Origin of the sequence: Halomonas sp. A020, assembly GCF_027943625.1 — a bacterium.
Lineage (GTDB): Bacteria > Pseudomonadota > Gammaproteobacteria > Pseudomonadales > Halomonadaceae > Vreelandella > Vreelandella piezotolerans.
This window is the reverse complement of record NZ_AP022850.1, coordinates 3,488,397-3,511,358: the sequence shown is the minus strand read 5'-3', so window position 1 is coordinate 3,511,358 and position 22,962 is coordinate 3,488,397. Positions and strand designations below refer to the sequence as shown.

Annotated in this window: 19 protein-coding genes; 7 read left to right on the top strand and 12 right to left on the bottom strand. The window is 59.4% G+C overall.

Annotated features, from left to right (window positions below; translation table 11 throughout):
- The first annotated feature begins 40 nt into the window (after positions 1–40).
- The 6 genes from relA to FRH_RS16500 all read left to right on the top strand — a co-directional run bounded on the left by relA (position 41) and on the right by FRH_RS16500 (position 7,967).
- Entirely contained in the window at positions 41–2,317 is a 2,277-nt protein-coding gene (relA, locus tag FRH_RS16525) for a GTP diphosphokinase (RefSeq protein WP_281997275.1), read from the top strand.
- A complete protein-coding gene (gene mazG / locus FRH_RS16520) occupies positions 2,317–3,144 on the top strand; it encodes a nucleoside triphosphate pyrophosphohydrolase (RefSeq protein WP_281997274.1) in 828 nt (275 codons plus the stop codon). The genes relA and mazG overlap by 1 nt, the downstream gene beginning before the upstream one ends.
- 42 nt (positions 3,145–3,186) lie before the next feature.
- Entirely contained in the window at positions 3,187–5,835 is a 2,649-nt protein-coding gene (gene ppc, locus FRH_RS16515) for a phosphoenolpyruvate carboxylase (protein WP_239295655.1), read from the top strand.
- 76 nt (positions 5,836–5,911) lie between these two features.
- Positions 5,912–6,457: a DUF924 family protein gene (locus tag FRH_RS16510; protein WP_281997273.1), complete on the top strand. Its 546-nt coding sequence runs from the start codon at positions 5,912–5,914 to the stop codon at positions 6,455–6,457.
- 26 nt (positions 6,458–6,483) lie between these two features.
- Complete coding sequence (gene rluF / locus FRH_RS16505) at positions 6,484–7,542, top strand: 23S rRNA pseudouridine(2604) synthase RluF (protein WP_281997272.1); 1,059 nt, start codon at positions 6,484–6,486, stop codon at positions 7,540–7,542.
- 113 nt (positions 7,543–7,655) lie between these two features.
- Complete coding sequence (locus FRH_RS16500) at positions 7,656–7,967, top strand: hypothetical protein (protein WP_139527297.1); 312 nt, start codon at positions 7,656–7,658, stop codon at positions 7,965–7,967.
- A gap of 34 nt (positions 7,968–8,001) precedes the next feature.
- Here the strand turns inward: FRH_RS16500 and FRH_RS16495 are convergent, their stop codons facing one another.
- Genes FRH_RS16495 through FRH_RS16485 form a run of 3 tightly spaced genes read right to left on the bottom strand, consistent with a single transcriptional unit; the run spans position 8,002 to position 10,351 of the window.
- Positions 8,002–8,670: an aminodeoxychorismate/anthranilate synthase component II gene (locus FRH_RS16495; RefSeq protein ID WP_281997271.1), complete on the bottom strand. Its 669-nt coding sequence runs from the start codon at positions 8,668–8,670 to the stop codon at positions 8,002–8,004.
- Positions 8,667–10,088, bottom strand: a complete 1,422-nt coding sequence (locus tag FRH_RS16490; protein ID WP_219861060.1) for an anthranilate synthase component I family protein — start codon at positions 10,086–10,088, stop codon at positions 8,667–8,669. The genes FRH_RS16495 and FRH_RS16490 overlap by 4 nt, the downstream gene beginning before the upstream one ends.
- Positions 10,085–10,351, bottom strand: coding sequence for a Trp family transcriptional regulator (locus FRH_RS16485; RefSeq protein WP_139527300.1), 267 nt, complete (start codon positions 10,349–10,351; stop codon positions 10,085–10,087). Before FRH_RS16485 ends, FRH_RS16490 begins: the two co-directional genes overlap by 4 nt.
- A gap of 92 nt (positions 10,352–10,443) precedes the next feature.
- On the opposite strand from FRH_RS16485, the gene FRH_RS16480 reads away from it, so the two are divergent.
- Positions 10,444–12,267, top strand: coding sequence for a monovalent cation:proton antiporter-2 (CPA2) family protein (locus tag FRH_RS16480; RefSeq protein WP_281997270.1), 1,824 nt, complete (start codon positions 10,444–10,446; stop codon positions 12,265–12,267).
- 108 nt (positions 12,268–12,375) lie between these two features.
- On the opposite strand, the gene FRH_RS16475 is transcribed toward FRH_RS16480, so the two are convergent.
- From FRH_RS16475 to FRH_RS16435, 9 genes are all read right to left on the bottom strand, one after another.
- Positions 12,376–12,945, bottom strand: a complete 570-nt coding sequence (locus tag FRH_RS16475) for a hypothetical protein (RefSeq protein WP_139527302.1) — start codon at positions 12,943–12,945, stop codon at positions 12,376–12,378.
- A 44-nt stretch (positions 12,946–12,989) separates the two neighbouring features.
- The gene (locus FRH_RS16470; RefSeq protein WP_281997269.1) at positions 12,990–13,820 is read right to left on the bottom strand and encodes a class I SAM-dependent methyltransferase; all 831 of its coding nucleotides are present in this window, start codon (positions 13,818–13,820) and stop codon (positions 12,990–12,992) included.
- Between the two features lie 108 nt (positions 13,821–13,928).
- The gene (locus FRH_RS16465) at positions 13,929–15,638 is read right to left on the bottom strand and encodes an AMP-binding protein (RefSeq protein ID WP_139527304.1); all 1,710 of its coding nucleotides are present in this window, start codon (positions 15,636–15,638) and stop codon (positions 13,929–13,931) included.
- Between the two features lie 58 nt (positions 15,639–15,696).
- Positions 15,697–16,608 carry a hydroxymethylglutaryl-CoA lyase gene (locus FRH_RS16460; RefSeq protein ID WP_153843688.1) on the bottom strand — a complete coding sequence of 304 codons (912 nt, stop codon included), beginning with the start codon at positions 16,606–16,608 and terminating at the stop codon, positions 15,697–15,699.
- A 9-nt stretch (positions 16,609–16,617) separates the two neighbouring features.
- The gene (locus tag FRH_RS16455; RefSeq protein WP_281997268.1) at positions 16,618–18,657 is read right to left on the bottom strand and encodes an acetyl/propionyl/methylcrotonyl-CoA carboxylase subunit alpha; all 2,040 of its coding nucleotides are present in this window, start codon (positions 18,655–18,657) and stop codon (positions 16,618–16,620) included.
- Entirely contained in the window at positions 18,654–19,478 is an 825-nt protein-coding gene (locus tag FRH_RS16450) for an enoyl-CoA hydratase/isomerase family protein (RefSeq protein ID WP_239283744.1), read from the bottom strand. Before FRH_RS16450 ends, FRH_RS16455 begins: the two co-directional genes overlap by 4 nt.
- Before the next feature lie 11 nt (positions 19,479–19,489).
- Positions 19,490–21,097, bottom strand: coding sequence for a carboxyl transferase domain-containing protein (locus FRH_RS16445; RefSeq protein ID WP_281997267.1), 1,608 nt, complete (start codon positions 21,095–21,097; stop codon positions 19,490–19,492).
- A gap of 22 nt (positions 21,098–21,119) precedes the next feature.
- Entirely contained in the window at positions 21,120–22,289 is a 1,170-nt protein-coding gene (locus FRH_RS16440; protein WP_139527309.1) for an isovaleryl-CoA dehydrogenase, read from the bottom strand.
- A 73-nt stretch (positions 22,290–22,362) separates the two neighbouring features.
- Positions 22,363–22,767: a MerR family DNA-binding transcriptional regulator gene (locus FRH_RS16435; RefSeq protein WP_139527310.1), complete on the bottom strand. Its 405-nt coding sequence runs from the start codon at positions 22,765–22,767 to the stop codon at positions 22,363–22,365.
- Between the last annotated feature and the right edge of the window lie 195 nt (positions 22,768–22,962).

The window sequence follows — 22,962 nt, the reverse complement described above, 5'->3', positions numbered from 1 at the left end:
GCGGTGTGAGGCCGTCACCCAGAAAGGATGAGTGAACGTCATGGTGAAAGTGCGTGAAGACCAACCGCTGACAGAAAGCGGAAAGGTGGACATACAACAATGGTTAACGCGCCTTCAAGAAGATGTGCGCCTACGCGAACCCGAACGCTTATTGGAAGCCTGTGAGCTGGCCGAGCAGTTGGAGCGAGAAGCACCGCGTACGCATCGCGTGTGGCTATCGCCGGGCTCTAGCTTCCGTATGGGCCTCGAGATGGCGGATATCCTCGCCGATCTCAAACTCGATCAGGCCACGCTGGAAGCCGCCGTTCTCTACCGCGCCGTGCGGGAAGGGCTGTTGAGTTTAGAAGGTGTCAGCAAGCGCTTTGGAGAGGAGGTCGCCAAGCTGATCGACGGTGTGCTGCAAATGGCCGCCATCAGCTACCCATTGGCACCTAACCATGGCATGAGCCAGCACAACCAGCAGGAAAACCTGCGCAAAATGCTGGTGAACATGGTCGGTGACGTACGCGTTGCGCTAATCAAAATTGCCGAGCGTACCTGTGCGCTACGTCAAGTTAAAGATGCGCCCCGTGAGAAATGCCTGCAAGTTGCGCGGGAAGTGGCCGATATCTATGCGCCGCTGGCTCACCGACTGGGCATTGGTCAGATCAAGTGGGAGCTTGAAGACCTGTCGTTCCGTTATCTACATGAAGAGGATTACAAGGCCATCGCCAAACTCTTGGCGGAAAAGCGCTTGGATCGCGACCGATACATTCACGACGTGGTGGAAACCCTTAAAGGCTTGATGGAGGCTCAGCATATTCACCGCTACGACGTGAGCGGGCGAGCTAAGCATATCTACTCCATTTGGCGCAAAATGAAGCGCAAGCGGATCGATTTTTCCCAGGTACACGACGTGCGCGCCGTGCGTATTTTGGTGCCTGAAGTCACCGACTGCTACACCGTACTGGGTATCGTCCACTCTCGCTGGCACCATGTACCCAACGAGTTCGACGACTATATCGCCAACCCCAAGAAAAACGGCTATCAATCGCTGCATACGGCCGTCATGGGGCCGGATAACAAGGTGCTGGAAATACAGATTCGCACCTTCTCCATGCACGATGAAGCCGAGCTGGGCGTGTGTGCCCACTGGCGCTATAAAGGCCACGACACCAACGCTAAAAGTCGCAGTTACGAGGATAAGATCGCTTGGCTGCGCCAAGTATTGGAGTGGCAGGACGAAGTGGGCGGATTTGGCGACCTGCGCGAAGGACTCTCCAGCGATGTTGCCCCAGACCGCATTTACGTGTTCACGCCAGATGGGCACGTTATCGACCTACCGCGCATCGCGACACCCATCGACTTTGCTTATCGGGTTCACACCGAGATTGGCCATCTTTGCCGGGGAGCCAAGGTCAATGGGCGTATCGTGCCTCTGACCTACAAACTCAAGACGGGCCAGCAGATCGAGATTTTGACCGCCACCAAAGGTGGCCCCAGCCGCGATTGGCTCAATCCCAGTCTTGGCTATGTACGCACGTCGCGAGCGCGTGCCAAGATTCAAGCGTGGTTCAAGCATCAGGCCCGTGACCAGAATTTGGACGAAGGGCGCACGCTCTTTGAGCGCGAAATGCGGCGTCTGGATGTGGAAGGGCTGGATCTGGCCAAGCTCGCCAAAGCCGTCAACTACCAAAATGCCGACGACATGTACGCGGCGTTGGGCGCGGGCGACCTACGTATCGGTCAAGTGCTGCATCAGGCGCAGCAACTGTTTGGTGAAACCGACGACCAAGAGCAGCTCGATCGCCTGCTAGCCAAACCCCGCCGCCAGCCCAGCAAGGCGACCCAAAGCGACATCACCGTGCTGGGCGTGGGCAACCTGAAAACCAGCATGGCCAACTGTTGCCGCCCTGTGCCCGGCGAGCCGATCGTCGGCTTCATTACCCAGGGGCGTGGCGTCACCGTGCACCGCCAGGACTGTCCCAACATTCTCCAATTGCGCATGGAAGAGCCCCAGCGCATTATCGAAGTGGAGTGGGGCGAGCGGGCACACACCCGCTACCCGGTGACCATCGAGATTCAAGCCTGGGACCGCTCCGGCCTGCTGCGCGATGTGACCGGTCTCTTGGGTAATGAAAAGGTCAATGTGCTAGCGGTCAACACGCTCACGGATACCGACGAGGGCATCGCCCGACTGCGGATTACCCTGGAAGTGGACGGGCTGGAGTCGCTCGGCAGACTCTTTTCACGTATCCAACAACTGCCCAATGTCACCGAAGTGCGCCGTTTGCGTAACGCCGATCCCGAGAAAAGTGCCCGTAAAGGAGGGGCCTGATGCGTCATACCCTGGAGGATTTGCTCACCCTAATGGCCGTGCTGCGCGATCGGGAGCAGGGCTGTCCATGGGACATCAAGCAGGATTGGGACAGCATCGTGCCCCACACGCTGGAAGAGGCTTACGAAGTGGCCGACGCCATCGAGCGTCGCGCCTTCGACGAACTGCCCGGCGAGCTCGGCGACCTGCTTTTTCAAGTGGTCTACTACGCCCAATTTGGCGCAGAAGAGCAGCGCTTCGATTTTCACGATATCGTCGATACGCTGACCGCCAAGATGCTGCGCCGTCATCCCCATGTGTTCCCAGACGGCACGCTGGCGTCACGCCGCCCGACCGGCGTGAGTGCCGATGAAGTAAAGACCCAGCAGGTGAATAGCCGCTGGGAAGCGCTCAAAGCCGACGAACGCGCCGAGCGTGCTACGCAACCTCCTTCGGTGCTGGACGATGTGCCCCGAACGCTGCCTGCGTTAAGCCGCGCCGCCAAGCTCTCGAAGCGGGCCGCCCGCGTAGGCTTTGATTGGCCGAATGTCGAGGGAGTACTGGCCAAAATTCGCGAGGAACTGGAGGAGGTCGAAGAGGCGCTGGCGGCGGGGGATCGACAGCACGCCCAGGAAGAGGTCGGCGACCTGCTATTTGCCGTCACCAATTTGGCGCGCACATTGGGTACCGATCCCGAACAGTGCTTGCGCCGTACCAACGCAAAATTCGAACGTCGCTTTCGTTTTGTCGAGCGCGCGCTTACTGAATCAGAGCGCCCTCTGAACGAGGCCTCGCTGGATGAGATGGAAAGTCACTGGCAAGCCGCGAAAGCACAAGAACAACGCTAATGTCACAACCTATCAACGCGACCCCGCAAGGAGGCCACGCCAATGAGTCATGATCTACACGAATCACTGCGCGATAACGTGCGTATTCTGGGGGACAGTCTTGGGCGTACCATCGCCGATGACTTAGGCCAGTCGTTTGTCGATAAGATTGAAACCATTCGTGCCCACGCCAAGCGCGGTCGCCAGGGCGACTCGCTTCAACAGCGCCAGCTCATCGAGTATTTGCGTCAGCTACCCGAGCGGGACCTGCTCCCGGTGACCCGCGCATTCAACCAGTTCTTGAATTTGGCCAATATCGCCGAGCAGCACTACCGGGCACGGTTCCGTCGGGTGGAGGATTACAAACCCGGTTCGCAGCCCGCGCTAGGGGAGCTCTTGGGGCGCGCTCAGCAGGCCGGTAACTCGCCCCGCAAGCTGGTGGAAACCCTGGCTAATATGCGCGTCGAGCTCGTACTGACAGCGCACCCCACCGAGGTCATCCGTCGTACGCTGATCCAAAAATACGATGCGATCGATGAGTGCTTGACTGCGATCGAAAGCTCCGAGGATTACCCCGAGCGCGGTGCCCGCGCCCAAGGCCGCTTGGAAGAGCTGATCAGCCAGGCGTGGCATACCGACGAGATTCGCCACGAACGCCCCACGCCGGTAGACGAAGCGAAGTGGGGCTTTGCCGTCATCGAGAACTCACTGTGGCAGGCCGTGCCGGATTTTCATCGCGACCTGGATAACCTGCTGCTGGACACCGCAGGCGAACGCCTGCCGCTGGATGCCGCGCCGATCCGCTACGCTTCCTGGATGGGCGGCGACCGTGACGGCAATCCGAATGTCACCGCCAAAGTGACCCAGGAAGTGCTGCTGCTAGGCCGCTGGATGGCGGCGGACCTCTACTTGCGTGATTTGGAACAGCTCAAGACCGAGCTCTCCATGTGGAAAGCCAACAGCGCCCTCAAAGCCGAAGTGGGCGACGTGGCGGAGCCTTACCGCGAGCTTTTGAAACGGCTGCTCACCAAAATGGAGGCCACCCGCGACTGGGCGAAAGCGCAGCTCGATGGCCGTAACTATGACGGCGGGCCGATCATCGAGACCCGCGACCAGATTTATGCGCCGCTGCTGGCCTGCTATCGCTCGCTCTGCGACGTGGGGCTGGATACCATCGCCAACGGCGCGCTGTTGGATACACTGCGCCGCGTGGCCGTGTTCGGTGTAACGCTGACCAAGCTTGACCTTCGTCAGGAAGCCAGCCGCCACGCCCAAGTGATGGAAGAACTCACCAGTTCCCTGGGGCTAGGTCATTATCAGGAGTGGAGCGAAACCCAGCGCCAGGAGTTTTTACTAGCGGAGCTTGACTCCCGTCGTCCGCTGATCCCGCGTCGCTGGGAGTGTTCGGCGGAGTCCCGTGAGGTCATTGACACCTTCAAGGTGATCGCCCAGGAGCATGCAGAAGCGCTCGGCACCTACATTATCTCGATGGCCGCCGAACCATCCGATGTGCTCACCGTGGCGCTGCTGATGAAGGAAGTGGGGGGGCAAGTTTCGTTGCCCATTGCACCGCTGTTCGAAACCTTGAACGACCTGGACCACGCGGGCGATGTGATCGACAAACTACTGGCATTGCCGGGCTATCGCACGTTGGCTAAAGACCGTCAAGAGGTGATGATCGGCTACTCGGACTCCGCCAAAGATGCGGGGCAATTGGCCGCTGCCTGGGCGCAATACCGTGCCCAGGAAGCGCTGGTCAACGTGTGCGACAAGCACGGTGTTGATCTGACGCTGTTCCACGGCCGCGGCGGCACCGTGGGCCGCGGGGGCGGCCCGGCCCATGCGGCGATTCTCTCCCAGCCGCCGGGCTCCGTGAACGGCAGCCTGCGCGTGACCGAGCAGGGCGAGATGATTCGCTTTAAGTTCGGCCAGCCAGATATCGCCCTGCGCTCCATGGAAATTTATGCCTGTGCAGTGCTGGAAGCCACTCTGCTGCCACCTCCGGCACCCGAGCCGCACTGGCGCGAAGAGATGGATCAACTGGCCAGTGTTGCTCATGCTGCTTACGTTGGCGTGGTTCGCGAAGATCCCGATTTCGTGCCCTATTTCCGTGCGGTGACGCCGGAGGGGGCGCTGGGCAGGCTGCCGCTTGGTTCGCGACCTACCAAGCGTCGCCAGGACGGCGGGGTGGAAACGCTGCGTGCTATCCCATGGATTTTCGCCTGGACACAGATCCGTCTAATGTTACCCGCTTGGTTGGGCAGCGGTGAGGCTTTTTCCCGACGCGTGGAGCAGCCCGGCGGCCGCGAAGTATTGCAAGAAATGCGCACCCAATGGCCGTTCTTCGGCACTTATCTCGACATGTTGGAAATGCTGCTGGCCAAGGCTGATGTCGCCATTGCCGCTTACTACGAGCACCGCTTGGTGGACGAGCCCTCGCTGAAAGCGCTGGGCAAGAAACTCCGCGAACGCTTCGAACGTCTGGAAGATGTCGTGCTGGATATCCTGCAGCAGGAAAAACTGTTGGAGAACACGCCGCTGATCCGTCAAGCGATCGATGTACGCAACCCCTACATCGACCCGCTGCATGGCCTCCAAGCGGAGCTTTTGCAGCGTAACCGCGATGCCGATGGGGCGATTAGCCCAGATCTCTCCCGCGCACTGATGGTCACCATGGCTGGCATTGCGGCTGGCCTGCGTAACACGGGATAAGCTAATAGCTGCCTACCTGCGCCGCTACCGCTAGGTGGCGGCGCTTTTCTTTACGTTCAGCGTTGGAGACAGGGACATGACTGTAGACGCTCAGGCTGTATTGGCCTTCTGGTTTCAGGAACTGACGCCCGCACAGTGGTTTAAAAAAGACGACAACATGGATCGCCAGATAGCCGAACGATTCAGCGACGTGCTGGCGCGGGCGGCTGCATGCGAGTGTTTCGAGTGGCGTCGCACGGCTCAGGGTCGGCTAGCGGAGATCATCGTGCTGGATCAGTTCTCACGCAACATTTACCGCAACGAGGCGCGAGCCTTTGTCAACGACGCGCTTGCGCTTGGGCTTGCCCAGGAAGCAGTGGCCAATGGGGCTGACCAGACACTCTCGGCGGTGGAGCGCAGTTTTCTCTATATGCCCTATATGCACAGCGAGTCGGCGGCGATTCACACGGTGGCTCTGCAGTTGTTCGATCAGGCGGGGCTTGAAAACAACCTGGATTTCGAAAAACGTCACAAGGCCATCATTGACCGCTTTGGGCGCTACCCGCATCGCAATGCACTGTTGGGTAGACCCTCTACCCCAGAAGAGATCGAATTTCTCCAGCAGCCCAGCTCCTCTTTTTAACGTTTATTTAAGCTACATGGCGTTTTATGTCGTTACGAACATCGATCCGTATCAATAAATACATCAGCGAAAGTGGCCTCTGCTCCCGCCGCGAAGCCGACCGCTTTGTCGAGCAGGGCAATGTGTGGATCAACGGACGCCGCGCCACCACCGGTGATCAAGTGGTCCCAGGAGACCGGGTAAAGGTCAATGGCCAGGAGATCGAGCCGCAAGAGGAAGAGGACCTCGTTCTCATCGCCTTGAACAAACCGGTGGGTATCGTGAGCACCACGGAGTCGGCAGAAAAGGACAACATCGTTGATTTCGTGAAGCACGGCACACGCATTTTTCCGATCGGCCGCTTGGATAAAGATTCTCAAGGGCTGATTTTTCTCACCAACAACGGCGACTTGGTCAATAAGATCCTGCGCGCTAACAACAACCACGAAAAAGAGTACGTGGTAACGGTGAATAAGCCGATCACCGATGAGTTCATTACGGGTATGCAGGGCGGCGTACCGATTCTGGGGCAGATGACCAAAAAGTGTCGAGTGGTCAAAGAGTCCACGTTCGTTTTCAATATCACGCTAGTGCAGGGCCTCAACCGACAAATTCGCCGAATGTGCGAATACTTTGGCTATGAGGTGACGCAGTTGGTACGCACCCGCATCATGAACGTGTCGCTGAAAGGGCTGGCGCTGGGGGATTGGCGTGATTTGACGCCTAAAGAGATCGAGACGATCATCGCCCTCACCGAAACCTCCGCCGTCGCACCGGAGAAGAAAGCGTCCGAGAAGAAAAAGCCAGCCAGGCCCAACTACAGCGGCGGTAGGAGTAGCACGAAGGAGAAAAAGCCGGTGTCCAAGCGCGCTTCCCCCGGTGCCAAGGCGGGTAACAAAACACGTAAAGACGCCAAGGCCAAAGGGGCCGTGCCCGGTAAACCGAGTGCCAAAGGAAAACCCGCTGGCAAACCAGCTGCGAAAGGTAAGGGTAGGCCCGGCGGTAATCCGGTGGCGAAGGGGGTGGGTAAGGGCTCAGTGAAGGGTGGTCGCCCAAGCGGTAAGCCTGCCGGTGGCAAGCCACCCCGCGCACGGGGAAAGCGTTAATCGCCCCGCGTTGGCTTGCTAAAAGCTAAAGTTGTCCGCGCGGCTTGCGGGCGTTTGCATAGAGCCACTACGTTGAAGAGTGCCCGGATCAGGAATACGAAGAGGACGCTAGGATGGCAGACGATACTTTGAAAGACGCAAAAATAGTCGATCACCACGGCTTGTTAGTTGGGCAGGTGGTCAACATTAGTGAGCGCCAAAATGCCGAGATACGTACACCCTACGGACGCCACTTTTGGGTGAAACCAGAGTCGTTGGCCAAGAGCCAGGGGCAGTGGTGCTTATTGAAGGATTTCAAGGCATATACGGCGGATAACACGGAAACGGTGTGGTCGGAGAGCGACCTGGACGCCGCCGCCGATGACACCTTTCCCGCCAGCGACCCGCCCTCCTTCACGCTGGGCGATGAGGGCAAAGGCCGCTAAAGGGCAGGCATCTGCAGATACAAGGCGGAATTCGTCAGTAGCGGTCAGAAAATAGAAAGTTGGCAATTAACTCTTTGCCGCCTTCGGTGGCAAACGACTCTGGGTGAAACTGAATGCCGTGAATGGGGTAGTCGCGGTGCTTCACGCCCATCAGCTCGAATTCACCCGCCGACTGCCAATGGCTTCGCTCGGCAAACTGCGCGGCGGTCAGCTCACCCACCGTGGCAGTGACTTCCAGGCACTCCGGCAGCGTTGCCGCATCGGCAATCAGCGAGTGGTAACGCATCACCTCGAGCTGGTCAGGCACGCCTTTGAACACCGAGCGATTATTGTGATGGATGGGGCTGATTTTGCCGTGCATCGGCAGCGGTGCTTTGATTACTTTGCCGCCAAACACATGAACGATGCCCTGCATGCCCAAACAGACGCCCAGTAGTGGCGTCGTTTTGCCCAGCTTTTCGATGACTTCGGCGCATACGCCAAAATAGCGAGGGTCATCCGGTGAGCCGGGGCCAGGCGAGATAATGATGCGGTTCGGTGCCATGGCTTCAATCGCTTTAAAATCAATCTGGTTATTGCGCTTCACCACGATCTCGAAGTGAGGCAGCTCGCCGCGATTCTTCTCCGTGGTCAGAATCTCACCAATAAACTGGTAGAGGTTATAGGTGAAGGAGTCGTAGTTATCGATGATCAGCACCTTCATGCGGGGCTCTCCGTTTCCGTATCCATAAAGGGGGCCAAGGCCTTGCGGGTGCCGGCAAATTTGCGACGAATCTCCTCGTATTCATCGTCGGCGTTGCTGTCATACACGTTGCCGCCGCAGGTTTGCACGTAGGCGTGCTCGCCGTTGACGAACACCGTGCGAATGGGGATCGCAAAGGTGCAGTCGCCGTTGAAGGAGAACTGGCCCACCGCGCCGCCGTAGGGGCCGCGCCCGTCGGTTTCCAGGTCGTCGATGATTTTCATCGCCTCGATTTTGGGCGCACCGGTGAGCGTGCCTGCCGGGAAGTTGCTGGCCAGCGCGGTAAACATATCTTCGCTCTCGGCAATGATGCCGACGATCTCGCTCGAAATGTGTTGTACGTGGCTGAAGCGCTTGATATCCATCAGGCTGCGCACTTTGACCGTACCAAACTGCGCCACTCGGCCAATATCGTTGCGGTGCAGGTCCACGATCATATTGTGCTCGGCGATCTCTTTGGGGTCGTTGAGCAGCGCGCGGGCAAGCTGGGTATCCTCCTGGGGCGTTTGGCCGCGCAGGGTGGTGCCCGCCAGTGGGAACGTCTCCATCTCACCCTGGCGCAGGCGGAACAGCAGTTCGGGGCTCGCGCCAATCAGTTTCTGCTCGCCAAACTTCACGTAATACATCTGCGGTGAGGGGTTGATGGTGCGTAACTGGTCATACAGTGCTAGCGTATCGCCCTGAATCCGAAAGCGTTTCTTGAAGCCCACTTCGCACTGGAAAACCTTGCCGTCGATGATGTCCTGCTTCACCTTGGCCACGGCCTTGGCGTGCTCGGCCTTACTCATGGTGTCGCCCAGCGCGGTAATGCGCAGCGGGCCTGCTGGCTCGTCGTCGGCGTCGATCAGCGTCTGCAGAAACGCGTAACGGCTATTGTCGTAGTAGAAGTAAGTGACTTCTCCGGTCATCTTGTCGAGAATCAGGCCGTCTTTGTACAGCCCAAAGCGGAACGTATCGAAGTCGTCGCTGGCTTTTAGCGTCAGCGACGGCTCGAAGTACTGCATGGCGTCGTAGCCCAGGTAGCCGCTCAACCCTCCCGCGTATTTACGAGAAATGATGTTTTGCGGAATGAGACTGCGCAGTAGTTCGTAGGGGTTGTCGCTGGGGTAGTGGTTGGCATCGCCGTCGCGGCTTTCGATGGTCAGTGTGTTGCCATTGGCATAGAGCGTGTACTCGGGGTCGAAGCCAATGATCGAGTGGCGCGCCATGTGGCTATCTTCGCCCAGCGACTCCAGCATGTAGCAGGTATCGAAGCGCCGCTCGATTTTCTGAAACAGGGCAAAGAAGTCGCAGTCTGCCGCCAGCGTGACGTAGTGGGGCTTACGTGGCAGTGTGAACGGCTGTGGGCCTGCCGCAGCGCCCGTATCGGTGGTGCTCATAGGTGTTCATTCCGTGAAGAGGCTAACATCGTCAGCGCGCGTGATCCGCGTGACACGGTCGCAATACCCACGCCCAGGGTTTCAGCGATTTTGCGATGGGGCACGCCTTCCCGCAGCAGCTTAAAAATCTGTAGGCGTTTGCTGATTTCTTGGTACTCTGCTGGCGTTAGCAGGCTGGCTAGCGCTTCGTCCATGGCGTCGGGCGTGTCGATCGCAAGCAGGTGGCGCACCAAGTCAGCTTGAAACGTATCGTGTAAGGACATCATGACACCGAGTGGTTACTCATGTACTAGTGTACTAGTACGTTAACCGATTGCTCAGGGAAGTCAAGTCGCAGCAACGTTAAGGAATCGTCATGACCGGCTATTTTATTCAAGCATTCATCTATTTAGTGGCGGCGGTGATTGCCGTGCCGCTGGCCAAGCGGTTCGGGCTCGGCTCGGTGTTGGGCTATTTGGTGGCTGGGGTGGTGATTGGCCCGGTGCTCGGGCTGGTCGGCCAGGAGACCACTACCATTCAGCACTTTGCCGAATTCGGCGTGGTCATGATGCTGTTTTTAGTCGGTATGGAGCTAGATCCAAAAGGCTTATGGGCCATGCGGGTGCGCCTTCTAGGCCTGGGCGGTTTGCAGGTGGTGCTGACCGCAGCGGCAGGCGCTGCGATTGCCTGGTGGCTTGGGCTCGTTTGGCAAACCGCGTTAGCCGTGGGGCTGATTTTTGCGCTTTCCTCCACCGCCATCGTGCTGCAAACCCTGAACGAAAAGGGCCTTTCCAAAACCGAGGGCGGCCGCAGCGCCTTTTCGGTGCTGCTGTTCCAGGACATTGCCGTCATTCCCATGCTGGCGCTCATCCCCTTGCTGGCGCTGCCCGAATTGATGGGCGCTCCCGGCGACGACCACGGACATGCGGGACTAAGCCTAGTGGCGCATTTGCCCGCCTGGGCGCATGCTCTCGTAGTCGTCGCCGCCATTGGCGGTGTGATTGTCGGCGGTTACTACTTGGGGCCGCTGCTGTTTCGCTACGTGATTGGGTCCGGACTGCGGGAAGTGTTTACCGCCTCGGCGTTGATGCTGGTGATTGGTATTGCTGCCTTAATGAGCCTGGTAAACCTATCGCCTGCTTTGGGGGCGTTTCTGGCCGGTATCGTTCTGGCCAATAGCGAGTTCAAGCACGAAATTGAAGCCAACATCGAGCCGTTCAAAGGGCTGCTGCTGGGGCTTTTCTTCATTACCGTGGGCGCAGGGATTAACTTTGACGTGCTGGCGGCGGAGTGGATCACGGTGCTGGGGCTTGGGTTAGCGGTCATCGTCGTGAAAGCGGCCATACTGCTGGCGCTGGCGCTGCTGTTCAAAGTACGCGGCAGCAACGGCTGGCTGTTCACGTTGAGTCTTGCTCAGGCGGGGGAATTCGGCTTCGTGCTGCTGACCTACAGCGTGCAGAACAGCGTGATTCCGGTAGCGCTCTCTCAGGTGCTCTCGCTGGTGGTGGCGCTGTCGATGTTCTTAACGCCGCTGCTGTTTATCGCCTATGACCGCTTGGTGCTGCCGCGCTATCAAACCGCCAAAAATGACCCCCGGGAGGCCGACACCATCGAAGAGCAGGCGCCGGTCATCGTGGCGGGCGTGGGGCGCTTTGGGCAGATCATCTGCCGTCTGCTGCGGGCCAATAACATTCCCATCGTGGCGCTGGATCATGAAATCGAGCAGATCGAGAACCTGCGCAATATCCGTATCAAGAGCTATTTTGGCGATGCAAGCCGCTCGGATCTGCTGGAAACCGCCGGTATCGAGCACGCGCGCTTGCTGGTGGTTGCCATCGACGACCGTGAGCGTGCAGTGGGTATCGTCAAGCACGTCAAACAGTTCTACCCCAATGTATGGGTGCTGGCCCGCGCCTTCGACCGGGGCCACGGCTACCAGCTACGCGAGGCCGGAGCCGACGACGTGATCAGCGAAACCTACCACTCGGCGCTGGAGCTCGGCGGTCATGCGCTTACTGCCATGGGTGTTCACCCCATGCGCGCCAAACAGATGACCTGGGCATTCGTGCAAAACGAAGATGCCCATGCCGACGAACTGTTCGAAGCCTGGAAAGAGATCGACGAAGGCATCAGCTTCAGCCCGCGCTATGGCGAACTCTTCATGAAGCTGGAAGAGGCGCTGAACTCAGCGATGCATTAGGAGTGGCAGCCGCCGCAACAGGAGGAAGTGCCGGTTTGGACGGTCCCCGCTCAGAACCGCGAGCAGTCAGGGGCTCCGGCGAGAAATGCCTAGGCAGGGTAATGTCGTTTAAAACGGTAGATGCAGCGATGCGCTAAGCATATTGAGGTGGCTGAGCGAGGGTGCATCGATACGCTCGTACTCCAAACGGCTGATGAGACGGTTAACGGTCATGGTGGCACCAAACCCTTGCAGTAGGGCAGTGCCGCCCTCTTCCTCGATGGGCTGGTCGGTGTCGCCGCGCCACTCGGTGAGGCCCGATTTGGCGTAAATGCTGAAAGCACCCATACGAATGCCGGCGACGATGGCGCCACCCAGGCTTAACGTATCCATGATGACCGGATTGGCACTGGAGGCGAGAGGGACTTCATCGCTTTCGCGGTAGGCGATTTCAGCGCCAATGTCTAGCTGGGGAAGCTGCCAGGGGCTGAAGCCAGCGGTGAGCCGAAAACCAGAGGTGTAGCTGTCCAAGCTGCTGAGATCGCTGCCTTCCAACACCACGCCGTTATCGAGGCGCATCCATTCGCTATTGGGGGCTGCATAGGAGAGAGCAGGAGCGTCATCATCGGCCAAGGTGGCTTCTAGGGGTAGGAGCATGCCGAACAGACTCAAGAGCAGGGTGCTTGCCAAGCGGTTCATTGGCGTTCCTCTTGTCCTTTCTCGTTGACGTTATCCCTAACAGCCTAGCAACGGGCGCTGATTTCCACCACGTTAATTGCGCCGTTGGCCAAATTTTCTAGCAAATTTTTTCCCATCTGCACAAACCTCTCACCGAACACCCACTGCGGCGAAAGCACAGCGGCATGCGCTGCCTGCTCTTTTTGCCGCTGGCGCTGGCGCCATTCAAGTGCCGTGTCGCTCCAGTCTTCGCAGTGTCGAATATCGAAGCCCGCCGTTTGCAGTCGCTGTGTCAATGCCGCCAACGTCAGCAAATGCGAGTGTGTCGGCTCTTCTGCCCAGGGCACCGGAAAACGCAGTGCCTCGCAGTGAGGGCCGCTGACCACCTCATGCATCACCAGCTGCCCGCCGGGGCGCAGCACGCGGCGACACTCGGCCAGCACGCGGTGGGGGGCAGGCATGTTCATCAGACTGTGTTGAAACAGCACCGCATCGAAGCAGGCATCCCTAAACGGCAGCGCGCGGGCATCGCCCGTCACACAGCGCAGCGTGCCTGCTGATGAAAGGGGAGCCGACGGTTTGGCGGCTAATTGGCTGATAGCGTCGTTAAGGGCGCTGAAGCGGTGGGTAATATCCAGCCCAGTGATATGTAAGCCCAGCGCGGCACCTTGGCGCATTAACCCTCCCAGCCCGGCACCCATATCCAACACCTGAGAGGCGCTATGATCGAGAAGGCCCAATAGCCGGGCAGACGCCGCGATACCACCAACATGCAGCTGATCCAGCGGGGCGAGCTGGTGCAGGGTGGGGCCATCGGGGTAGTGGGCGCGCAGTTGGGTGAGAATATCCTGGTCGCGCAGCCCTTGGTGATAATGGTCAGCTAGGGAATTGGGCATGGGACGTCTCGAGTTGGGTCGACGACTGATGAGCAGAGTTGCCTAAACGGGGCTTTCGTCATCTCTGTCGAAAGCCCCGCGCTCAGGGTAGCTGGGTGGGATCGCCTGCTACTTTTCATCGAGTCCCAGTTCTTTGATCGAAATTTCGCGCATCTTGAATTTCTGTATTTTGCCGGTGACGGTCATTGGAAACTCATCGACAAATTTGAAGTAGCGCGGGATCTTGAAGTGGGTGATTTTACCTTTGCAGTAGTCGCGTAACTCTTCACCAGTAATCTCGCCCGCGGTGGCGTTGAGTTTCACCCAGGCGATTAGCTCTTCGCCGTACTTTTTGTCCGGCACGCCGGTGACCTGCACTTCTGAAATGGCTGGGTGTGCGTACAAGAACTCCTCGATCTCTTTCGGGTAGACGTTCTCGCCGCCGCGAATCACCATGTCTTTGATGCGCCCAACGATCTGGATGTAGCCCTCGTTATCCATGGTGGCCAAGTCGCCGGTATGCATCCAGCCCGCTTCATCGATGGCCTCGGCAGTGGCTTTGTCATTGTTCCAATACTTCAGCATCACGCTATAGCCCCGGGTACATAGCTCACCGATTTCTCCGCGAGGCAGAATGCCGCCGTTGCCGGGGTCGACGATCTTGCTCTCCAGGTGGGGCTGGGTGCGGCCCACGGTGGAAACACGTTTGTCGATGGTATCGTTAGCGCCGGTTTGCGTAGAGACCGGGCTGGTTTCGGTCATGCCGTAGGCGATTTGCACGCCCTTCATGTTCATCTTGTTGATGACCTGCTTCATGATCTCCGCCGGGCAAATGGAACCCGCCATGATGCCGGTGCGCAGCGTCGAAAAATCGGTGCTAGCGAAATCCGGGTGTTCGAGCTCGGCGATGAACATGGTGGGCACGCCGTAGAGCGCGGTGGCTTTCTGCTCGTGAACGGCGTTCAGCACTTTACCCGGGTCGAAGCCTTCATCGGGATAGATCATCGCGGCGCCGTGGGTCATGCAGCCCAGGTTACCCATCACCATGCCGAAACAGTGATAGAGCGGTACTGGAATCACCAAGCGGTCTTCGCTGGTGAAACCCATGCTCTCCGCCACGAAAAAGCCGTTGTTGAGAATGTTGTGGTGCGAAAGCGTAGCGCCTTTGGGGAAGCCGGTGGTGCCTGAGGTGTACTGGATATTGATTGGGTCATCGAACTGCAACGTGGCCTGCAGGTCGTCTACGTCGGTTTGGCTCACGTTGTCGGCTTCGGCAATGAAGTCTGACCAGCGCCACATACCGCTGTGCTTGTCGGCACTCAGGTTGATGATGCACTCCAGTTGCGGCAGTGTCTGCGACTGAAGCTGGCCTTCGGCGCAGCTGCTTAGCTCGGGCGCTAGCTCGAACAGCATCGAGGTGTAATCGGACGTTTTGAACCGGTGGGCGGTGACTAAAAAGCGCGCGCCAGACTGATTGAGCGCGTACTCCAGCTCATGGGTGCGGTACGAGGGATTGATGTTGACCAGGATCGCACCGATTTTGGCGGTAGCGAACTGGGTCAGCGTCCACTCACTACAGTTGGGGGCCCAAATTCCCACGCGGTCGCCTTTTTTGACACCCAGTGCCAGCAGCGCACGCGCACAGCGGTTCACTTCCTGCTGTAGCTCGCGGTAGCTCCAGTGTATGTTTTGGTGTAGCGCAATCAGCGCGTCATTATCGGGATATTGAGCGGCAATTTGGTCGAACTTGTCGCCAATGGTCATGCCCAGAAGCGGCTTGTCAGCCGTGCTGCTGGTGTAGCTGGGCAAACGGCTAGAAGCGGGTGCAGGTGATACCATGATCGATCTCTCCGATATGTTTTTCTTGTCTGAACGGGAAGTGATGCGTTTCTAATTATTAGGGAGTGCGTGAGCTGCCCAGCGCCAGCGCAACTTTGGCGCTGGGCTGGCGCCCCAACTGCCGCGTGATCCAATCGCCGGTGTCGATCACCGCCTGAAGATCGATCCCCGTCTCGATGCCTAATCCTTCGAGTAAGTAGAGGACGTCTTCGGTGGCCACGTTGCCCGACGCTCCCTTGGCGTAGGGGCAGCCGCCCAAGCCCGCCGTAGCGGCATCGATGACGCTGACGCCTTCTTCCATCACGGCATACAGGTTGGCGATGGCCATCCCGTAGGTATCGTGGAAGTGGGCGGCCAGCTTCTCGATCGGTACCTGCTGGCGGGTCGCGTCGATCATTCGCTTGGCGGCCAGCGGCGTGCCTACGCCTATCGTATCGCCCAGCGAAATCTCGTAGCAGCCCATCTCATAAAGCGCGTTGGCCACTTCCGCGACTTTTTCGGGGGCGATGTGCCCCTCATAAGGACAGCCCAGCACGCAGGAGACGTAGCCGCGCACGCGAATGCCTGCCTCGTTGGCGCGGGCAAGCACCGGTTCGAAGCGCGCTAAAGAGTCGGCAATCGAGCAGTTGATGTTCTTCTGTGAGAACGCTTCCGACGCGGCGCCGAACACCGCGACTTCCTCGACGCCTACCGCCAGGGCGCTCTCGAGCCCTTTGAGGTTAGGCGTTAGCGCCGAATACACCACGCCGGACTGGCGCTGGATACCGTGCATGACCTCGGTGGCATCGCCCATTTGCGGTACCCACTTGGGCGACACGAAACTGGCCGCTTCAATATGACGAATGCCCGCCTTCGCCAGCCGCTCGATCAGCTCGATTTTGGTGCCGGTGGGCACTAGGGTGCCCGGTTCGTTTTGCAGCCCGTCGCGGGGGGACATTTCGAATAGCTTGATAGACGTAGGCAGTGTCATGTTCGGCTCCTATTCGCTGGGGGCAAAGTCGAGTAGCACATCGCCCTGGCCGACGGTATCGCCTGCTTGGAAGTGGAACGTCTCGACGCTGCCATCGGCGGGAGCGGTCATGGTGTGCTCCATTTTCATAGCCTCCATCACCATCAGCGGCATGCCTTTCTCCACCGATATGCCTGGCTCCACCAGCAGCGCCACCACGGTGCCGTGCATGGGGGCGGTGAGGGTGGATTCCGTTTCGTGGTGGCCGTGATCGATGGCATCGATGCGTCGCCACAGCAGGCGGGTTTCACCGCTAGGCTCGGCCATTACGACGACGTGGCCGTCTTTGCGCGCCTGCAAACGGCGGCGGTGGCCGTCGAGCGTGACGGCGACGGCGTCGCCTTCCAACGGCTGTAGACTGGCACTCAGCGTGCTGCCGTCGATGGTGAGCTGCCACTGAGCCTCCAGGGGCGCGCGCTTTCCTTCGACGACCACGACGGCAGAGTCGCTATCCGGCGCTTGGGCGCTCGACGGGTCACACAGTGCGATGCGGATGGTATGCGGCGCATTCAGCCGGAAACCGTCGTGGCGGTCCCAGGGGGAGTCGCTTTCACACTCTTGGGCGAGCTGGTGCAGGCCAATCAGTGCGGCGCTGGCGTAGTCTTCCGTGGAGAACTGTCGCGGAGCAAACAGGGTGGCTTCGTTGCGTTCGATGAATCGCGTATCCAGCTCGACGTTCTTGAAGCCCGGGTGGTTGGCCAAGCGCTGCAGGAAGGCGCGATTGGTCACCACACCCTGCACGTCCAGGGCGGCCAGCGCGCGATTGAGCGTTGCCAGCGCCGCGTCGCGATCCACGCCGCGAACGATGAGCTTGGCGAGCATCGGGTCGTAGTGCATCGACACCGTATCGCCGCTCTCTACGCCGCTGTCCAGGCGTACTTGATCCGCGCCTAGCCCGGCACCTTCCAAGTCCAGCGCAAAGCGGGTCAGCAGACCGGTGGCGGGTAGGAAATCCTGCTCCGGGTCTTCGGCGTAAAGGCGTGCTTCGAAACTGTGGCCGGTAATGGTCAGTTCCTCTTGTCGGCAGGGCAGCGGCTCGCCCATGGCGACTCTTAGCTGCCACTCCACCAGGTCTTGGCCGGTAATCATCTCGGTGACCGGGTGTTCGACCTGTAGGCGGGTGTTCATCTCCATGAAGTAGAACGAGCCGTCGGCGTCTAGCAGGAACTCCACCGTGCCCGCGCCCACGTAGCCAATCTCTTTGGCGGCGCGAACGGCGGCGTCGCCCATGGCGGCGCGCAGTTCAGGTGTCATGCCCGGGGCGGGCGCTTCCTCGATCACTTTTTGATGGCGGCGCTGCACGCTGCAGTCCCGCTCGAAGAGGTAGACGCCGTTGCTGTAGCGGTCGCAGAACACTTGTACTTCCACATGGCGAGGCTGTACCAGATACTTTTCGATCAGCATGCGGTCATCGCCAAACGCGGCTTTCGATTCCCGGCGGCAGCCATCCAGCGCCGCTTTGAAGCCCTCGCCGCTTTCGACGACGCGCATGCCTTTACCACCGCCACCGGCACTGGCTTTGAGCATCACCGGATAGCCGATCTTATCGGCCTCGGAACGCAGTAGTGCATCGTCCTGGTCGTCGCCATGGTAGCCGGGCACCAGCGGCACGCCCGCATTCGCCATGCGCGCTTTGGCGGCAGATTTGTCGCCCATGGCGGCAATCGCAGAAGCGGGCGGGCCGACGAAGGTAATGCCCGCTTGCTCCAACGCTTTGACGAAGGTGCCGTTCTCGGAGAGGAAGCCGTAGCCCGGGTGAATGGCGCCGGTACCGGTGCGTTGGGCGGCCTCAATCACCGCGTCAACGTTCAGATAGCTTTCCCGGGCGGCGGCAGGGCCGAGGCGCACGGCTTCATCGGCGTCACGCACGTGGCGGGCGCTGGCGTCCGCATCTGAGTAAACGGCGACGGTCTTCAAGCCCATACGCCGGGCGGTACGCATCACGCGGCAGGCGATTTCGCCGCGGTTAGCCACCAGCAGCGTGTCGAATTTGGTTGGGGTCAACGTCATGAGCGTGGCTCCGCAGCGTGTTTGTGTTCTTCGGGGGACGTCCAGGCGGGGCGGCGCTTGTCGAAAAAGCTGGCGAGGCCCTCTTGGCCCTCGTCGCTCACTCGCAGCTTGGCAATCACCTGGCAGGTGTGCTCACGGGTGGCGTCGCTATCCGGTGCTTGGGCCACGGCGGCCAGCAGCGCTTTCGTTGCCCGCTGCGCTTGGGGAGAGCCCTGCAGCAGCGTGTCGATCATCGCGTCCACGGCGCTATCCAAGGCGTCGGGGTCTACCACTTGGTGGGCCAATCCCAGGGCGAGCGCAGTGGGGGCATCCATGATTTCCGCGCTCAGCGCGTAGCGGCGCGTCTGGCGCGGGCCAAGCGCGCGTTGCACGTAGGGGCTGATCACCGCTGGCGACAGGCCAATCTTGACCTCCGAGAGGCAGAACTTGGCCTTGTTGGAAGCGATGACGATATCGCAGCAGGCGGCCAAGCCCACCGCACCGCCAAACGCCGCCCCCTGTACGCGGCAAACGGTCGGGCAGGGCAGCGTGTCGAGCCCGTGCATCAGCGCCGACAGCTTGCGGGAGTCGGCGAGGTTATCTTCCAGGTCGTAATCGACCATGCGCTTCATCCAATTCAGATCAGCGCCTGCGGAGAAGCTTTTGCCTTCGGAACCGAGCACCATCACCCGAACGTCACCTGAGCTTGCCAAGTCATGCAGCTTTTCCAGGTGTGCGTTGAGTTCGGCAATCAGGCTGTCGTCAAAGGCGTTATGCACCTCTGGGCGGTTTAAGGTGAGCCGCGCCACGCCTGCTTCGATGAGTAAGGTCGAGTAAGCCATGTGTGCGCCCCTTACATCCGGAACACGCCGAAGCGTGTCTCTTTGACTTCCGCATTCATCGCAGCGGCCAGTGACAGCCCCAGCACGTCGCGGGTTTGTAGCGGATCGATCACGCCGTCATCCCATAGGCGGGCGCTGGCGTAGTACGGGTGGCCCTGGTGCTCGTACTGGTCACGGGTAGGCTTCTTGAAGGCCTCTTCATCCTCTTTGCTCCACTCACGGCCTTCGCGCTCGTACTGCTCGCGTTTTACTTGGGAAAGTACCCCCGCCGCCTGTTCGCCACCCATCACCGAAATACGTGCGTTGGGCCACATGAACAGCAGATTGGGGTCATAGGCTCGGCCACACATGCCGTAGTTCCCGGCTCCGAAGCTGCCGCCAATCAGCACGGTGTATTTCGGCACGTTGGCGCAGGCCACGGCGGTGACGAGTTTCGCGCCGTGCTTGGCTATGCCTTCGTGCTCGTACTTGGAGCCGACCATGAAGCCGGTGATGTTTTGCAGGAAGACCAGAGGGATCTTGCGCTGAGCGCACAGCTCGATGAAGTGCGCGCCTTTCACGGCGCTTTCCGAAAACAGCACGCCGTTATTGGCCACGATGCCGACCGGATAGCCGTGGATGTGGGCGAAACCGGTTACTAGCGTGTCGCCGTAGTAGCGTTTGAACTCGTCAAAGTCGGAGCCATCGACGATGCGGCCGATGACTTCGCGCACGTCGTAAGGCTTTTTCAGATCGATGCCGACGATGCCGTAAAGTTCGGACGGGTCGAGCTTCGGCGGCCTGGGTGGCTGCATGGCCAGCTGGCCGCGTTTTTGCCAGTTCAGCCGCGACACGCAGGCGCGGGCGAGTTGCAGCGCATGGGCGTCGTTTTCGGCGTAGTGGTCGGCTACGCCGCTCACTTTGGCGTGAACGTCCGCCCCGCCCAGGTCTTCTGCACTAATGCTCTCGCCCGTGGCGGCTTTCACCAGCGGCGGGCCGCCCAGGAAAATCGTTCCCTGCTCTTTGACGATGATCGACTCATCCGCCATGGCAGGTACATACGCACCGCCAGCGGTACAGGAACCCATGACCACGGCAATTTGCGGGATGCCTTCGGCGGACATCGTGGCCTGATTGTAGAAAATGCGCCCGAAGTGGTCGCGGTCGGGGAAGACTTCGTCCTGGCGGGGCAGAAAGGCACCGCCAGAATCGACCAGATAGATACACGGCAGGCGGTGCTTGCGGGCGATCTCTTGCGCGCGCAGGTGTTTTTTGACCGTCAGAGGAAAGTAGGTGCCGCCTTTCACGGTGGCGTCGTTGGCCACGATGACGCATTCGACCCCCGAGACGCGGCCAATGCCGGTCACCACGCCAGCGGCCGGCACATCGTCGTCGTAAACGTGGTGGGCGGCCAGCGCAGAAAATTCCAAAAACGGCGAGCCTTCGTCAATCAAGTGGTCGATGCGATCACGTACGAACAGCTTGCCACGGCTCTCATGGCGGGCACGCGCCTTCTCACCGCCGCCTTGCGCAATGGCGGCGGTGAGATCGCGCAGTTGGTGGACTTCGCCGCGCATGGCGGCGTCGTTGGCTTGAAACGCATCGCTGCGCGGGTTGATCTGTGTCGAGAGTGTGCTCATAGCCCGGCCCCGGTTATTATTGTTAAAGACTTTCGCTAAACAGTTCGCGGCCAATCAGCATCCGACGGATTTCGCTCGTACCAGCGCCAATCTCATACAGCTTCGCGTCGCGCAGCAGGCGGCCGGTGGGGTATTCGTTGATATATCCATTGCCGCCCAGTAGCTGAATGGCGTCCAGCGCGACCTGGGTGGCTTTTTCGGCACAGTAAAGAATGACGCCAGCGGCATCCTTGCGTGAGGTTTGCCCACGGTCGCAGGCGGCGGCGACGGCGTATAGATATGCCCGGCAGGCGTTTAGGGTAGTGTACATGTCGGCCACTTTGCCCTGCACCAGCTGGAACTCACCGATAGACTGGTTGAACTGCTTACGCTCATGGATATAGGGAATGACCACATCCATAGCTGCCTGCATGATGCCGATGGGGCCTGCCGCCAGGACGGCACGCTCGTAATCCAAGCCGCTCATCAAGACACGAACGCCTTTGCCGACTTCACCTAGTACGTTTTCGGCGGGCACGCGGCAATCTTGGAAGACCAGCTCGCAGGTGTTGGAGCCCCGCATACCCAGCTTGTCGAGTTTCTGGGCAGTCGAGAAGCCCGGCATCCCTTTTTCGATGATGAAGGCCGTAATCCCTTTGGAGCCAGCATCCGGATCGGTTTTGGCATAGACCACCAGCACGTCGGCATCCGGCCCGTTGGTGATCCACATTTTGTTGCCGTTGAGCACGTAGTGGTCGCCATCTTCTTTGGCGCGAAGCTGCATGGACACCACGTCGGAACCGGCACCCGGCTCTGACATGGCCAGCGCACCTACGTGGTCACCGCTGATCAGCTTGGGCAGGTATTTGGCTTTCTGTTCGGCTGAGGCGTTGATCTTGAGTTGGTTTACGCACAGGTTGGAGTGCGCGCCATAAGAAAGGGCCACCGAGGCGCTGGCGCGGGAGATCTCTTCCATGGCAATGCAGTGGGCTAGATAACCCATGCCGCTGCCGCCATCCTCTTCCGGTACCGTAATGCCCAGTAGCCCCATATCTCCGAACTTCTTCCACAAATCGCTTGGAAATTCGTTGTTCTGATCGATCTCCGCGGCGCGAGGAGCGATTTCGCTGGCGGCAAAGGCGTTGACCTGCTCACGCAGCATGTTGAGCTCGTCGTCGAGGCCGAAATTGAGTTCTGTATAGTGGGAAAACATGGTCAATCACCTTGTCTTTGATTGTTAATGGTCGATGGTTAGCAGGTCGTTGGTTTGCGCGTTGCGTTTGCCGTCATTTCGAGGTGGCCGGATGCTTCTCGTTGAGCTCTTCCAGGGCCTGTCGGCAGCGGATCTCCGCACTCTCGAGCTCTAGCTGCACCATCGTGATGTCTTTCATCTGTTGCTCTAGCGCCGCTTTACGCTCGCTGATCTTACTCAGCATCAGGTGCAACTGTTTTTCACTGCCGCTGCGGGTTTCGTCCCACAGTTCGAACAGCTCACGAATCTCTGCCAGCGAGAACCCCAGCCGTTTGCCGCGAAGCGTCAGCTTCAGCCGTACACGATCTTTGCTGCTGTAGATGCGTGTCTGGCCGCGGCGGGTGGGGTGCAGCAACTCTTGATCTTCGTAAAAGCGAATGCTGCGCGTGGTGACATCGAATTCACTGGCTAGCTCGCTGATCGAGTAGGTCTTGCTCATGATCGTTATTCTCGTCGATAGGGGAATGTCCCTATGGAACACTGACCATGAGGCTAAAACAAGTTTACGTTAACGTAAAGCTGACCTTGGCAGCGGGTGCGTAACGCTGAATTTTTATAACTCGTTGTTAAGTAAGAAATATAGTGTTTTATTTGGATGCGCCAGCATGGTGCGTAGACCAAAGTTGTAATTGTA

What these genes read in the sequence shown, in the direction of transcription:
- relA (WP_281997275.1), top strand. Translation starts at nt 41, where the DNA reads ATGGTGAAAGTGCGTGAAGACCAACCGCTGACAGAAAGCGGAAAGGTG.
- mazG (WP_281997274.1), top strand. Translation starts at nt 2,317, where the DNA reads ATGCGTCATACCCTGGAGGATTTGCTCACCCTAATGGCCGTGCTGCGC.
- ppc (WP_239295655.1), top strand. Translation starts at nt 3,187, where the DNA reads ATGAGTCATGATCTACACGAATCACTGCGCGATAACGTGCGTATTCTG.
- FRH_RS16510 (WP_281997273.1), top strand. Translation starts at nt 5,912, where the DNA reads ATGACTGTAGACGCTCAGGCTGTATTGGCCTTCTGGTTTCAGGAACTG.
- rluF (WP_281997272.1), top strand. Translation starts at nt 6,484, where the DNA reads ATGTCGTTACGAACATCGATCCGTATCAATAAATACATCAGCGAAAGT.
- FRH_RS16500 (WP_139527297.1), top strand. Translation starts at nt 7,656, where the DNA reads ATGGCAGACGATACTTTGAAAGACGCAAAAATAGTCGATCACCACGGC.
- FRH_RS16495 (WP_281997271.1), bottom strand. Translation starts at nt 8,670, where the DNA reads ATGAAGGTGCTGATCATCGATAACTACGACTCCTTCACCTATAACCTC.
- FRH_RS16490 (WP_219861060.1), bottom strand. Translation starts at nt 10,088, where the DNA reads ATGAGCACCACCGATACGGGCGCTGCGGCAGGCCCACAGCCGTTCACA.
- FRH_RS16485 (WP_139527300.1), bottom strand. Translation starts at nt 10,351, where the DNA reads ATGTCCTTACACGATACGTTTCAAGCTGACTTGGTGCGCCACCTGCTT.
- FRH_RS16480 (WP_281997270.1), top strand. Translation starts at nt 10,444, where the DNA reads ATGACCGGCTATTTTATTCAAGCATTCATCTATTTAGTGGCGGCGGTG.
- FRH_RS16475 (WP_139527302.1), bottom strand. Translation starts at nt 12,945, where the DNA reads ATGAACCGCTTGGCAAGCACCCTGCTCTTGAGTCTGTTCGGCATGCTC.
- FRH_RS16470 (WP_281997269.1), bottom strand. Translation starts at nt 13,820, where the DNA reads ATGCCCAATTCCCTAGCTGACCATTATCACCAAGGGCTGCGCGACCAG.
- FRH_RS16465 (WP_139527304.1), bottom strand. Translation starts at nt 15,638, where the DNA reads ATGGTATCACCTGCACCCGCTTCTAGCCGTTTGCCCAGCTACACCAGC.
- FRH_RS16460 (WP_153843688.1), bottom strand. Translation starts at nt 16,608, where the DNA reads ATGACACTGCCTACGTCTATCAAGCTATTCGAAATGTCCCCCCGCGAC.
- FRH_RS16455 (WP_281997268.1), bottom strand. Translation starts at nt 18,657, where the DNA reads ATGACGTTGACCCCAACCAAATTCGACACGCTGCTGGTGGCTAACCGC.
- FRH_RS16450 (WP_239283744.1), bottom strand. Translation starts at nt 19,478, where the DNA reads ATGGCTTACTCGACCTTACTCATCGAAGCAGGCGTGGCGCGGCTCACC.
- FRH_RS16445 (WP_281997267.1), bottom strand. Translation starts at nt 21,097, where the DNA reads ATGAGCACACTCTCGACACAGATCAACCCGCGCAGCGATGCGTTTCAA.
- FRH_RS16440 (WP_139527309.1), bottom strand. Translation starts at nt 22,289, where the DNA reads ATGTTTTCCCACTATACAGAACTCAATTTCGGCCTCGACGACGAGCTC.
- FRH_RS16435 (WP_139527310.1), bottom strand. Translation starts at nt 22,767, where the DNA reads ATGAGCAAGACCTACTCGATCAGCGAGCTAGCCAGTGAATTCGATGTC.